9 protein-coding genes are annotated in these 14,385 nt (G+C 58.0%); 4 read left to right on the top strand and 5 right to left on the bottom strand.

Annotated features, from left to right (window positions below):
• The first annotated feature begins 1 nt into the window (after position 1).
• The gene (locus ACR0DB_RS10030) at positions 2 to 1,498 is read left to right on the top strand and encodes an aldehyde dehydrogenase (protein ID WP_480550542.1); all 1,497 of its coding nucleotides are present in this window, start codon (positions 2 to 4) and stop codon (positions 1,496 to 1,498) included.
• Positions 1,495 to 2,835, top strand: coding sequence for an NAD(P)/FAD-dependent oxidoreductase (locus tag ACR0DB_RS10025; RefSeq protein ID WP_480550540.1), 1,341 nt, complete (start codon positions 1,495 to 1,497; stop codon positions 2,833 to 2,835). The genes ACR0DB_RS10030 and ACR0DB_RS10025 overlap by 4 nt, the downstream gene beginning before the upstream one ends.
• Before the next feature lie 103 nt (positions 2,836 to 2,938).
• Here the strand turns inward: ACR0DB_RS10025 and ACR0DB_RS10020 are convergent, their stop codons facing one another.
• The 3 genes from ACR0DB_RS10020 to ACR0DB_RS10010 form a co-directional block, all read right to left on the bottom strand.
• Entirely contained in the window at positions 2,939 to 4,492 is a 1,554-nt protein-coding gene (locus tag ACR0DB_RS10020; RefSeq protein ID WP_480550538.1) for a trimethylamine methyltransferase family protein, read from the bottom strand.
• 168 nt (positions 4,493 to 4,660) lie between these two features.
• On the bottom strand, positions 4,661 to 5,611 hold the full coding sequence (locus ACR0DB_RS10015; RefSeq protein ID WP_170783644.1) for a GlxA family transcriptional regulator: 951 nt from the start codon (positions 5,609 to 5,611) through the stop codon (positions 4,661 to 4,663).
• 237 nt (positions 5,612 to 5,848) lie between these two features.
• Positions 5,849 to 6,721 (bottom strand): LysR substrate-binding domain-containing protein, encoded by an 873-nt coding sequence (locus ACR0DB_RS10010; protein WP_331252389.1) that lies wholly within the window; start codon positions 6,719 to 6,721, stop codon positions 5,849 to 5,851.
• 133 nt (positions 6,722 to 6,854) lie between these two features.
• Here ACR0DB_RS10010 and ACR0DB_RS10005 point away from each other — a divergent pair, with 133 nt between their 5' ends.
• Both ACR0DB_RS10005 and ACR0DB_RS10000 read left to right on the top strand, forming a co-directional pair.
• Positions 6,855 to 8,375: a trimethylamine methyltransferase family protein gene (locus tag ACR0DB_RS10005; protein WP_170789029.1), complete on the top strand. Its 1,521-nt coding sequence runs from the start codon at positions 6,855 to 6,857 to the stop codon at positions 8,373 to 8,375.
• Between the two features lie 110 nt (positions 8,376 to 8,485).
• Positions 8,486 to 10,954 (top strand): GcvT family protein, encoded by a 2,469-nt coding sequence (locus tag ACR0DB_RS10000; RefSeq protein ID WP_480550535.1) that lies wholly within the window; start codon positions 8,486 to 8,488, stop codon positions 10,952 to 10,954.
• A 100-nt stretch (positions 10,955 to 11,054) separates the two neighbouring features.
• Here the strand turns inward: ACR0DB_RS10000 and ACR0DB_RS09995 are convergent, their stop codons facing one another.
• Positions 11,055 to 11,666 carry a response regulator transcription factor gene (locus tag ACR0DB_RS09995; protein ID WP_480550533.1) on the bottom strand — a complete coding sequence of 204 codons (612 nt, stop codon included), beginning with the start codon at positions 11,664 to 11,666 and terminating at the stop codon, positions 11,055 to 11,057.
• Entirely contained in the window at positions 11,663 to 14,053 is a 2,391-nt protein-coding gene (locus ACR0DB_RS09990) for a sensor histidine kinase (protein ID WP_170775609.1), read from the bottom strand. The genes ACR0DB_RS09995 and ACR0DB_RS09990 overlap by 4 nt, the downstream gene beginning before the upstream one ends.
• Between the last annotated feature and the right edge of the window lie 332 nt (positions 14,054 to 14,385).

The following is a 14,385-nucleotide window of genomic DNA, read 5'->3' as shown; positions in this document are numbered from 1 at the left end:
CATGAGCTTGCTGACACAGGACGAATACAAATCCATCGCCGCAGGTCTGGACCTGCCCACCGGCGCCTTTATCGACGGCAGCTTCCGTCCGGCGATCTCGGGCAAGACCTTTACCAGCACCAACCCGGCCACCGGCGAGACTCTGGCCGAGATTGCCGCATGTGGCGCGGAAGATGTGGATTTTGCGGTCGAAAAAGCGCGCGACACCTTTGACGATGGCCGCTGGTCGAAACTGCACCCGTCCGAACGCAAGGACATACTGATCCGTCTGTGCAAGCTGATGACCCGCAATGCGCGGGAATTGGCGGTGATGGAAAGCATCGACAGCGGCAAGACCATCTATGATTGCGAGACCGTGGATGTGCCCGAGACGATCCATTGCCTCAAATGGCATGCCGAAGCGATCGACAAGATCTATGATCAGGTCTCGCCCGCCTCGGACGATCACATCGCCATGGTCGTGCGCGAACCCATCGGCGTGGTGGGTCTGGTGCTGCCGTGGAACTTCCCTCTGCTGATGTTGGCGTGGAAGATCGGCCCGGCGCTGGCGGCGGGTTGTTCGCTGGTGATCAAACCAGCGGCGGAAACCACGCTGACGGCGTTGCGTGTGGCCGAACTGGCGATGGAGGCCGGTGTTCCAGCCGGTGTCCTCAACATCGTTCCCGGAGGCGGGGCCAATGTGGGCGAACCCATCGGGCGGCATATGGATGTCGACATGGTGTCCTTCACCGGCTCGACCGTGACCGGCAAACGGTTCCTGACCTATTCGGCGGAAAGCAACGCCAAAGAAGTGGTGCTTGAGATGGGCGGCAAGAACCCCGCCATCGTGATGGATGATGCCGAAAACCTGGACCGCGTGGCCCAGCATCTGGTAAATGGGGCGTTCTGGAACATGGGCGAGAACTGCTCGGCCTCGTCCCGCCTGATCGTGCACAAGGACGTTAAGGCCGAGCTGCTGGAGCGCATCGCGCATCATGCTAAACAGTGGAATATCGGCGACCCGTTGGACCCGGAAACCCGCATGGGCGCGCTGGTATCCGAGGGGCATTACACCAAGGTATGCGGCTATCTGGACCAGGCCGAAAATGTGCTGATCGGCGGCACTGCCAAGGATGGTTTTGTCGATGCCACCGTGGTCGAAGTTGCAGACAACAATGCCGTTCTGGCCCGCGAAGAAATCTTTGGCCCGGTTCTGTCGGTGATCGAAGTCTCGGGCTTTGACGAGGCGATCGCGGTCGCAAATGACACCGAATACGGCCTGTGTGCGTCGATCTTCACCGCCAATGCCAAACGCGCCATTCGCGGTGCCCGCGCCCTGCGGGCTGGGACTGTCACAGTCAACAGCTTTGGCGAAGGCGACATCTCGACCCCGTTTGGCGGGTACAAACAGTCGGGCTTTGGCGGCCGCGACAACTCGGTCCATGCCCATGATCAATATACCCAGCTGAAAACCATCTGGATTGATCTTGCCGATGACGCCGATGAGGCTGTGAATTGACGCGGTACACCGCTAAAACCCTGCCGGTCCAACGCGGACCGGCTGCTTGGAACACGATTCTGGGTCCGCAAGCTCAGCCGACGGAGCTGGACGAGGATCAGACTGCTGATTTTGTAGTTGTTGGGGCGGGCTTTGCGGGGCTGACAGCCGCACGCCGTATCAGACAGTTGCAACCCGAGGCCAAAGTTGTGGTCATTGAGGCCGGTCGGATCGCCGAAGGCGCAGCAGGCAGAAACTCGGGTTTCATGATCGACCTGCCGCATGATCTGGCCTCGGACGACTATGCAGGCAGTGGTGACGATCGCAAGATGATTGATCTGAACAGACAAGCGATCCGTTTTGCCCGCATGGCCGTTGAGGAATATCAAATCGACCCAAACTATTTTGACCCGGCGGGCAAGGTCAATGGGGCGGTCAGCGACACGGCTGAGGCGCACAACAAAAGCTATGCGCAGCACCTGACATCGTTGGGCGAAGAAAGCCAGACGTTGGATGCTCGGCAAATGTATGAACTGACCGGCTCGCACCACTATACGTCAGGGCTTTACACGTCAGGTACGGTGATGTTGCAGCCCGCCGGTTATATCCGCGGGTTGGCGGACGGTCTGGTCGGGCAAGGCGTGCGTCTTTTTGAAAACAGCCCTGTCACCGGCTTTGCCCGCGAAGGCAAAGACTGGCGCGTGCAGGCAGAGAAAGGCAGCATCACGGCACCCATGGTGATCCTGACCGTCAACGGCCACCTTGAAAGCTTTGGGATCGAGCGCGACCGTTTGATGCATCTGTTTCTGTTTGCGTCGATGACCCCGGAATTGGGCAGCGATGCGTTGGAGAAACTGGGCGGCCAACCCCGCTGGGGAGTGACCCCGTCCGATCCCATGGGCACTACCATGCGCCGGATTGACACCGGACAAGGCGGCAACCGCATCATCACCCGAACCTGCGCCGCCTTACGCCCCGGCATGACCGCTACCGCTCGCGACCTGACGCGCGCCTCAAAGGTCATGCAGCGCAAATTCGACGCGCGCTTCCCCCAGCTTGCTGGCATGAAGATGCAGTACCAATGGGCAGGTCACCTGTGCCTGAGCCTTAACGGCGTTTCAGTCACCCGCGAAATCGACACCGGGGTCTATTCCGGCTGCGTTCAAAACGGGCTGGGCACTGCGCGCGGAACCCTCACAGGTATCGCGGCGGCAGAACTCGCCTGCGGTCACAGTTCAGCCATCTCACAGCACTTCTCGGCAGAAGCTCAACCAAAACGACTGCCACCGCAACCCTTCAGAGAAATCGGCGGCAACGCCGTGCTTCGGTGGAAGGAATGGCGCGCGCGTGTAGAATAGTCAGGGCGCCGGGCGGATCCGCTCGGTTGCCCGCAACATTGTTTTCCCACCTCGAAAAAAAAGCCCGCCTATTGAGGCGGGCCAGTACGGGGAGAGACTTTTCTCAGTAAGTCTGGTTCAGTTCATCAGCTGCAGGGATCTCACGTTCACGGCGCGCGATGTAATCCAATAGCTCTTCGTTCTTGGCTTCGTCCAATTTGGGTTCTTGGTACTCGGCCAACAGTTTTTTGGCGTGTTTCAACGCGCGTTCGGTAATCTCGACACTGCCTTCTGCTTGCCATTGCTCGATCGAGTTGTTGTCGAACAGTTCCGGCATGAAGAACGCCTCCTGGAAATTGTCTTGCGTGTGCGGATGGCCCAAGTAGTGACCACCGGGCCCAACATCTGGAACCGCGGCAAGCGCCTGATCGAAATCGTGCCATTTGGGGCCTTCTGCCATGCGATAGGCCATGGCGCATTGTTCCGCATCGACGATGAACTTGGCGACCGAGCAATGCATTCCCGCCTCGTTCCAACCGGCGGAGTGCCAGATATAGTTCGCACCGGCATGGATCACCGCACTGAGCGTTGTTGCGGATTCGTAGCCTGCCTGCGCGTCAAAGGTCTTGGCACCGCCCAAAGTGTTCGAGGTGCGCCACGGAACATCATAGAACCGCGCCATCTGACCGATCATGAAGTTCATCAGGCTGATCTCGGGTGTGCCCGCCATCGGCGCGCCGGATTTCATCGACACAGTCGACAGATAGTGACCCCAGATCGCCGGGGCCCCCTTGCGGATCACCTGTGTATAGGCCAGCGCCGACAAGGCCTCAGCCGTCAGCTGCGCCACGGTGGCGGGAACGGATGCCGGCGTGTTTGCGCCACCCAGCACAAAGGGCGAGCACAAAACGGGTTGATTGCGTCGGCTGAAAGCGCGCATCGCGCCCAGCATGGTTTCATCCCATACCAGCGGGCTGTTGCCATTGCAGTTCCCCGTGGTGACGGGATTGTTGTCGATGAACTCATCGCCGAACAGGATCGCGCACATATCCATCACGTCTTCGGCGTTTTTGGGCGAAGTGGTCATACCCATGAACATTTTGTCGGAATATTTCATGGACGAATATGTGATGCGCAAGTGACGCTGGCTGATCGGGTGATCGTAGGGCTCGACAATATGGTGGGCCGAGCTGTGCAGCGCCGGCATCATGTGGCTGAGCTTGTGGAACATCGCTAGATCTTCCAGCAACGGGTTTCGCCGCACATCCTCCAGATCTCGCAGGAAGGGCGCGCCGGTCATCGGCACGAAGACCGAGTGCTTGCCGCCCAGCTTCACATTCTTTTTCGGATCGCGCGCGTGATATGTAAACTGCGCCGGGATGGTTGCGATCAACTCGCGCACCATGTTGCGATCCAGATAGACCAGTTCGCCAACGACCTTTGCACCGGCCTTCTTCCAGTCGTCCAGCGCGATCGGATCGCGGAACTGGACACCGACGTTTTCCAGAATGTCCATAGCCGCATTGTCGATCAACTCGACCTGGGCGCCGCCCATAACTTCGCAAACCGGCAAGTTGCGGGTCAAGCCGGGAAGCATGTCGAACACCGGAGCGGTACGAATGGCCCGCCGGGCAGAACGACCGCCAGAGCGGGAACGGGTGCGAGTTTCTGTGGTCATCGGGATTCTCCAGAATTTTCACAGAATATGGCAGTTGCCGAACGCGGCTGCGTCAAAATGAGCGAAGCATATTTGATAGATGCGACATGATGGTGCCGCGTGCGACACGACAAGGGCCCGGGACTCGAATCAACCTTCGAAGCCCCGGGTCGGCCATGGCGTTTGAAGCTAGTCTATCTTGTTGCGCTGCGCATGAGGCGAAACGCCAAAATGGGCACGATAGACTTTCGAAAAATGACCGGGGCTTTCATATCCGCAGGCCAACGCAATATCGGTGATCGAATCCTCGGTCTGCAACAACAGCGTCCGTGCGCGGTCCATGCGCATTTCGACATAGTATTTTTTTGGAGTCGAATTCAGGTATTTTCCGAACAACCTTTCAAGTTGGCGGGTCGAAATGCCGAGCTGCGTTGCAATAACCGAAGGCGAGACCGGCTCGTCGATATGATCGCGCATGACACGGATCGCGCCGACCAGATGTTTGTTGCGCATCCCATTTCTGGATTGCAAGGAAACGCGCTGTTCAGCGGTGGCGTTACGAACGGCGACATAGACCATCTGGTCTGCGACATCCAAGGCGAGGTCTTCACCGTGATCCGCTTCGATCAAATGCAGCATCAGGTCCGCGGTCGCCGTGCCTCCAGAGGCGGTGATGTATTTTTCGTCCGCGACAAAGACACTGCGCACCAGATTCACATCTGGAAACTCTTCCATAAAGCTGTCGTGATATTCCCAGTGAATGGCGGCTTTCATACCGTCCAGAAAACCGGCCTCTGCCAATATCCATGCGCCCGAGCACAGCGCACCAATCTCTGTTCCTTTTGCACGTTCACGCCGCAGCGCCGCCAACAAGGGGCGGCTGACATGATTGCGCATGTTGATGCCAGACAACACCAGCAACCTATGACATTTCGGGACGACAGAAAAATCCCCGTCCACCAGCGTTTCAGAACCGTTCGACGACGTAACCGATACCCCATCTTCCGAGCGCAAGGACCATTCGTATAGTTCCTTACCACTGATCAGGTTTGCAATTCGCAAAGGCTCGACTGCACAGGAAAACGCCAGATGCGAAAACTCATCCGTCAGAAAGAACACAAACTTTTGGGGTGGGGACATAAACGCCTCAATCGCCGCCTGGTCGCGCACCAAAACCGTTAAGGGTGCACTTCTGCGCTATATCACTGTATTTTCTGCGTCAAGCGCGCAAAGTGTTCAGGACAAAATGTGGACGGTCGAGGGTTCCGTTCACGGGTCACACCATTCCGCGTCGGCTCTTCGGTATAGCAGCCCGCTTCTTTCAGCCGGTACTGGAAAATATTAGATGTAAGGCGAGACGGTTCCTTTTTTGCAGGTCTATCCGGCTTCTGCTTGCGCGGTGGCAAGAAGCCATTCCTTGACCCTCTGCGCATCATCAGACAAGGGTCTTCTCTTCGACCAGATAAGGTAAAACCCCTTCCCCGTTGTCCATTGCCATTCCGGTCTGGCCGCCAACAGACCTTGCTCAATCAGCCGGTCTGTCAGGTGTTTCCAACCGAAGGCAAAGCCCTCACCGGCCATAGCAGCCTGAAGGACCAGAGCATAGTCATTGAGACGCAGACCCGTTTGCGGCACCGCTGTATTGACCGAAAAATTCGCGAACCAATCTCGCCAACTTGGACGTTGACGAATGGGCTCTTCCAAGTGGATCAAGCGCTGGGTCAGCAGATTGGGCAAGCTACGCAGATCAACAGCCGCCGCCATGACGCGCGGTGATGCAACCGGATAGATCACCTCGGGCGCGATAAGGGCGCTTTCGCATTCCAGCCAGTTCCCGTCCCCCTGCCGCACTGCAAGACTGATGTTTTCCGCGTCGATGTCGGGGTCCCGGTCGCTGGACTGCAATCTCAGGTCAATTTGCGGGTGTTGCTGTTGCAAGTCAGCAAGGCGCGGCATGATCCAATAGTTATTGAAAGCCGTCGAAGCGCTGAGAGTCACATATCCGGTCTGACCAAGCTGTTGGATGGATGAGACAGAAAGAGCGAGCTGTTCAAAAGCGCGGGTTACATCGGCCAGCAACCTCTCGCCTGCCGTGGTCAGGACAACCTGACGGTGGCTTCGGGTAAAAAGCGCCGTTCCCAACCCCTCCTCAAGACGTCGGATCGCGACACTGACCGCCGGTTGTTGGACGTTAAGCTCTTGTGCAGCCCGCGTGAAGGATTGAAGCCTTGCGGCAGCTTCAAATACCACGAGATGCCGCGGAGATCCGAGAAGTTTCCAGAGTTCTTGCATAAATACTGTTTATGCTACGCATTCTTTTTTTCAAGCATCACAGCGCCATTTCAAGGCCTTAATATGTCGAAAAAGAATGGAGTGTTTCACTATGGCTCGGCGTTCGCGTCAATCCCGGTCCCACAGTTCAGAGCCCGGTTCGATTCCGGCCTCCCCATATATCCAGCGCAAACTGGCGTTTTTCGACCCTCTGACCGAAGAGGCCCTGACGCGGCTTGAGGCACAGGTTGACTGGATTTTTCAGGATGTAGGCATCGCATTTCGCGACGATCCGCAGGCGCTGGATTTGTGGCGACGTGAAGGTGCGCGGGTCGAAGGGGATATTGTGCGGGCCGACGCACAATGGATTCGCAGCTTGTGCGCCAAGGCACCTAAGAGCTTTACCCAAATCGCGCGCAACCCCGAACGATCAGTGGTGATCGGAGAAGGCAATCAGGTCTTTGCACCTGTCTACGGCGCGCCCTTCGTACGCGACCTTGAGGGCGGTCGCCGCTATGGCGACATTGACGCGTTCGAAAAGCTGGTCAAACTGACCTACATGCACCCATATCTGCATCATGGCGGGTTCGTCACCTGCGAGCCCTGCGATGTTCCGGTCAGCAAGCGCCACCTGGACATGATGTTTGCGCATATGACCCTCAGCGACAAACCGCATCTGGGCGCAATCACCGAGATGAGCCGGGCGCAAGACAGTGTCGACATGGCCGAGATTGTCTTTGGCGCGGACTTCATGCGCGAAAACTGCGTCATCATGGGCAACGTGAACACGAATTCTCCGCTGCTGGTCGACCGCGTTGTCACCGAAGCGGCGCGAGTCTATTCGACTCGCGGCCAAGGCATGATCGTGGTTCCGTTCATCTTGTCCGGCGCAATGGGTCCTGTCAGTACTGCCGCCAGCGTCTCACAGGCCATGGCCGAGGCGATGATGGTCTGCGCCTATGTGCAACTGCTGCGCCCCGGCGCGCCCTTTGTCTTGGGCAATTTCCTGTCATCCATGTCGCTGAAATCCGGCGCACCGACCTTTGGCATGCCTGAACCGGTGATGTCGAACTATGCGATCGGACAACTGGCCCGTCGGGCTGGCCTGCCACTGCGCTGCGGCGGCTCGCTGACCGCCTCCAAGATCGAAGACGCGCAAGCCGCCTACGAATCCGCCGATTCCATGCACTCCACCATGCTGGCCGGAGCCAACTTCGTGCTGCACTCAGCCGGTTGGCTCGAGGGTGGCCTGTGCACCGGGTTCGAAAAACTGATCATGGATGCCGACCGTCTCGGCTCTTACCAGAAAGTGCTCAGCCAGGGCCTGGATACTAGTGACGAGGCCTTTGCACGCGACGCCTATGGCGAGGTCAAGGCCGGAGGACACTTCCTGGGCTGCGCCCACACCATGCGAAACTACCAGACCGCGTTCTATGAGCCCAGATTGAGCGACAGCGAAAATGTCGAAAGCTGGGAAGAAGGCGGCTCCAAGGACATGCGCCGCCGCGCCTATGAACGCTGGAACCAAATGTTGAACGACTACCAGCCGCCTGAGATGGACGAGGCCAAGAAAGAAGAACTGGCCGCCTATGTTGCCAAGCGCAAAGAAGAAATCCCAGACGCCTGGTACTAGCACCGGGATCTCTTCATCTGGCCAAAAAATCCTCGGTGGGAATCGCGCGCCAGCGCGGCGGGGGCAGACAGCCCCCTTCCCCAGCTAAACGAAAGACACAGGACCCTCTCATGCCCGAGATTCAAAAAGATGAAACCACATCCGGCAAACAACTGCCCTCCCACGCCAAAGTCGTCATTATCGGCGGCGGCGTTGTAGGCTGTTCGATCCTGTTCCACTTGGCCAAGTTCGGCTGGAAGGACGTTGTCCTGCTGGAACGCGATGAACTGACCTCAGGCTCCAGCTGGCACGCGGCGGGTCAGATCCACACGATCAGCTCGGACCCCAACATATCGCGCCTGCAAAGCTATACCATCGATCTGTACAAAGAGATCGAGGAAACCTCGGGCCACTCGGTCGGCATGCACATCACCGGCGGTTTCTACGCGGCCTCGACCAAGGAATGGTACGATTATCTCAAGCGCGAGCGTTCGAAAGCGCGTTACATGGGCCTGCATCAGGAATTCATCAGCCCGCAGGAACTGGCCGAGCGTCACCCGCTGATCGATCCCAAACACTACCACGCCGCGCTCTGGGATGAGCAGGACGGCGACGTGGACCCCTCAGGCGCGACCTACGCCTTTGCGAAATCCGCCCGTCACCACGGCGCGCAATACTTCACCCATTGCGGTGTGACGTCGATGACCCAACGCCCTGATGGCAGCTGGGATCTGACCACCCCCAAAGGCGTCATTAATGCCGAGCAGGTCGTGAACTGCGGTGGCCTATGGGCGCGTGAGGTGGGCCATATGTCGGGCATCCACCTGCCGGTGCAGCCGATGGAGCACCACTATCTGATCACCGACGCGATCCCGATGATCAGGGACCGCATGGAGAGCCTGGGTGAAGCCGGTCGTCTGCCTGCGGGTATCGACTATGAGGCCAACATTTACTTCCGTCAGGAACGCCACGGCATGCTTCTGGGCACCTACGAGCCGAAATCGACCCCGTGGAAGGTCGATGGCACGCCTTGGGATTTCGGCCACGAGCTGCTGCAACCCGATCTGGACCGCATCGCCGACCGTCTGGAAATGTCGTTCGAGCGTATCCCCGCCATCGGTGAATCCGGCATCAAGGACACCATCAACGGCCCATTCACCTTTGGCCCAGATGGCAACCCGATGATCGGCCCGGTTCCGGGCATGAAGAACTACTGGGTCGCCGTGGGCGTCATGGCAGGTTTCTGTCAGGGCGGCGGCGTTGGCCTGACCATGGCCGAATGGATGATCGACGGCGAGCCCTCGATCGACGTCTGGGCGATGGACGTGGCCCGCTTTGGCGAGTTCGCAACACCGGACTGGGGCACCATCAAGTCCTCGGAAAACTACGAGCGTCGCTTCGTGATGACTTTCCCGAACGAAACGCTGCCAAAGGGCCGGATGCAGAAAACCACCGCGCTCTATGATCGTCTGATCGAAAAGGGGGCGGTGATGGGTCAGGGCTTTGGCCTGGAAAACGCGCTGTGGTTTGCTGACAACGCCGAAGACGCGCATGAAACCCCGACTTTCGAGCGGAACCGCAGCCACGACTATGTGGCGCGCGAAGTAAAAGCCGTGCAAGAGGCCGTGGGCGGCATTGAGATCGCCAACTTTGCCAAGCACGAGTTCAAGGGCGCGGGGGCGCGAGACTACCTAAACCGCACTCTTGCAGGCTATGTCCCGAAACCGGGCCGTCTGGCGCTGACCCCGATGCTGACCGAAAAAGGCCGTCTGTACGGTGACCTGACCGTGGCGTGTCTGGGCGATGACCATTTCATGCTGTTCGGATCGGGCGCAATGCAGGATGCGCACCGCCGCTGGTTCGAAAAGGACCTGCCTGCGGACGTGAGCTATGCCAATGTCTCGGATGACTGGCACGGGATCGCGCTGTCAGGCCCCAAATCGCGCGAACTGCTGGCCCGTATAACCCGCGACGACGTCAACGCCGATGCGCTGAAGTTCCGCGATCTGCGCCAGACCTTCGTAGGCGGCGTGCCGGTGATCCTGAACCGTATCTCGTTCGCGGGCGAGCTGGGCTTTGAGATCTACTGCAAGCCGATGTACCTGCTGCGTCTGGCCGAGGCGATCGAAGAGGCCGGGGCCGATCTGGGCTATCGCTGGTACGGCGCACGCGCGTTGATGTCGCTGCGCCTTGAAAAAGGCTGGGGCGTCTGGACCACCGATTTCCGCCCTGACTTCAATGCGGTCGAATCCGGCATGGATGTCTTCATCAACTGGAAGAAGGACTTTGTAGGCAGGGAAGCGACCGAGAAGTTCAAGGCAGACGGCGTGGCACGAAAGCTGGTCACCATGACCATCGACGTGGACGGCATCGACGTCTCAAACGACGAAGCGATCCTGAAAGACGGCGAAGCGGTCGGCTATGTCTCGTCCGGCGGTTACGGCCACCGTGTCGGCAAGTCGATGGCCATGGGCTATGTCGCCTCGGACAGTGCGGCACCGGGAATTAAGCTGCAGGTGGAAATCCTGGGTGAGTTCTACGACGCCGAAGTTCTGGGGGGACCTGCATACGATGCCAACGGTGCAAATATGCGCGCATAGCCGAGGCATTTGTATCGCGAAAGCCGAAGTCGATCCGTCAATCTGTCGAGATGAACCTGCGTCCAGCCGCCAGTAGGCTGGGCGCTTTCTTGTTCGACCTCTAGGGCGATCTACCAAAAAGCTCATAGAGTTCGATTGTGGTTTTCACCCCAACTTTCAGTTGAATGCGCCCCCTATGAATTTCGACCGTGCGCGGGCTGATATTCAATTCTGCTGCGATTTCTTTGCTGGTGGTGCGGCCGGGGTTGCGCAGAATATACTGCAATACCTCGTCTTCCCGATCTGTAAGGCGCCCTCGCTTTTCCGCAAGATCCAGCCGTCGCGCTTTTTGCTGGCGCAACTTCTCTCCTAACTCCCAAGCCACTGCGATCCGGTCTGTCAGAACGCTCAGGTCAAAGGGTTTTTCCAGAAAGTCGATCGCCCCCGCCTTGGTGGCACGGACAGATTCCGGGATGCCGCCATGCCCCGAGATGAAGATGATCGGAAGGGTCGAATCCTGCCGGACAAGGTAATCTTGCAGTTCAAGCCCGTCCATGTCGGGCATCCCGTAGTCCAGGACAAGGCATCCAGCAGCATCTGCGTCGACCTGATCCAGAAAGCTCTTAGCATCCGGGAAATGCGCAACCGTCATGCCGCGCCTGCGCAAAGAACGGGACAAGGCAATACGAACATCATCATCGTCATCAATGATATAGACGGTCAATTCGGTCATGTATCTTCTTTCCCGGAACGGTCGCTGCGCCGCAAGGTGAAACAGAACCGCGCGCCCGACAGAACAGACGGGTCATGCCAGATTTCACCGCCATTCGTCTTGATGATCGTGCGACAGATCGAAAGACCCAATCCCATGCCTTCGGCCTTTTGTGTGTCGAAGGTGTTGAACAGTACCACATCGGGACTAACCCCGGGCCCGTTGTCTTCGACCCGGACTTCGACAACATTTTCTGCGGCATGTGCAGTGATCACGATAGATCCGACCCCGGCTGAGTCTCTAGCCAAGGCGTCGATCGCATTGCGCAGCAAATTCACGAGGACCTGAGCGATCTGGGTCCGGTTTCCGATCACCGGCGGCAGGTCTACCCGATCATATCTCAGCGCTAAATCATGGGCTTTGGCTTCGGCCTCCATCAGGGTGATGGTCTGCGCGATTAGGCCACCCAATTCGAAAGGTGTTTGCCGCCCCCGGTCCTTGCGGACCATATCGCGCAAGGCACGAATGATGTCACCGGCACGACGCGATTGACGGTCAACATCGCTGAGAATTTCGGTCAACTCCGGGTCCGTCTCGCCCAGTTCGTCCAGCGTCATAATGGCCGCATCGACATTGTATGAAATCGCGCTGAGCGGCTGGTTCAGCTCATGCGCCAAGCCCGATGCCATTTCCCCCATCAGGTTCACTCGTGCCACATGGGACAGGTCGCGGCTCAGACGACTGGCCTCAGCCTCGACTAGCTTGCGGTCACTGACGTCGTCGATAATGGCCACCGCATGATCTGGCGCGCCACTTTCGTCGCGAATTAAAATCGCGTTCACACGCAGCCAGATATTCGACCCATCCTTTCGAACAAAGTGATTTTCAACGATAAACTCAGAATCCTGCAATAGCGTTTCGCGGAGTGTCACAGCGATCTGCTTGCCATCTGCAGGCAGGATATCAGCCAGCGTCATCTTTTCCAGCTCACCCGGCTGATACCCCATGATATCGCAAAGCTGCTCATTCACCCGCAGAAACCGGCCGGTTTCGGGAGAAATCTGTGCCATCCCACGCGACGCCAAATCAAAAGTGCGCCCATAGGCCGCCTCAAAACGCTGCCGCTGCCTCACCTGCTGCGCCAGCGCCGCGCCGGTATCCTCGAGCTCGCGATAGGGGCTGTGCAGGCTTTCTCCGGCCGGGATCTCTCCACTGGACAGGCGGCGCGTCTGACTGGCAAACATGCGCACAGGGGCATAAATCCGGTCCGCCAGCGCGAGACCGATGGCGCCCGTCAGAATCGCAATGGACAGGGCAATCCAGATCCCTTGCACCCGGTTCTTTTTGACTTCGCCAATAAAATTATCCTCGGCGGCATAGAGCCCGATCAGCCAGTTCAAACCGGGCTCCGAGACATCGATCAACATGGCAACATAGTCCTGACCGTCCAACTCGAAATCAGTATGAACAGGTCCGGTGATCTGACTGCTGCCCCTCAGCGCCAAAGCACCAAAGGCCTGGCGGGCCAATTCGTCGTCAATCTGATCCACCATTGGCAGTTCAGGATTGTCAAAATCCGCGTCCTGGTCGATCAGAACAAGAGTTGGGTGGGCAAGGACAGAACCATCCTCGTTCAAAACCAGCGCGGCCCCGCGGCGCTCTGACCAGATATCCAGCAAGAACCCCGACAGGGCGTCAATCTGAATATCCACCCCCAGAATGGCCCGTATGTTTCCCTCGTCATCCAGAACCGGCACCCCATACGTAATCCCCGGCTGGCGGGTGGTGAAGAAGATATAAGGCTGGGTCCAGATCGGGGCCTTCGCCTCGGATACCATCCTAAACCAAGGCCGGGTGCGCGCCTCATAAGTATCTGTCTGGGATTGCGCCGTTTCCAAAAGGGTAAACCGGTCATTGCGCCACTGAAAACTTGCCGGATGCTCGGTCAGTTCAGCGGCAAAGGGCGGGATCACCTTTGTGCGATACCGGCCTGGCTCCTCGGTCCGCATGACATAAACGAAGCGCCCGCTGTGGTCTGCCAGATAGATGCCTGCCAATTGCGGAGCCACCTGAATTTGCTGAAAGAAATGGCTTTCCAGCGCCGAAGTGTCGTTGATGTCCAGCACATCGTTTTCCGCCAGCCGCCTGGTGGCATCCAATACTTGCTGTGCCGGATTGAGAAAGTTCCGCACCTGGCCAATGACATTGACGCTGACCTCGTTCAGAGAAATCCGCGATTGCCGTAGCAGGGCTTTTTCCGAACTGACAAAAGTCGACAATGTCACGGACAGCACCGCTACGAATTGCAGCCCCGCCAGACATAGCGCCAGCGTCGCACGCAGTGATCTGCGCCTGCGGGCCGGCTCTGAGTGATCTTGATGGAAGGGTTGCTGTGCTGTCGTGTCCAATAGTCAATCCAGACGGTCTTTTCACCTGGGCCGTATCGCGGTGGCTGCTCTTTGAATCACCAGCCTATACGTAATCTACCGTATAGACACGCCTTGTCTGGGTTCGCTTAGTTCCTTGCCATCTGAATGGCTGATTCCAAACGACGTTTCGGGTGGATCAGTCATTCTCACAAGGATCAAAAAAACTGACAACAGGAGTGTCAAAGTGCTCAAAAAATCTTCTATCACAGCCTTCGCAACCGCCGCATTTTTGTCGCCTGCGGCTTATGCTGAGGAGTTTATCACGATTGGCACGGGTGGTGTAACGGGCGTTTATTATCCGACGGGTGGCG

The organism is Ruegeria sp. AB6, assembly GCF_056542685.1.
This window is presented reverse-complemented; position numbering and strand designations above follow the sequence as displayed.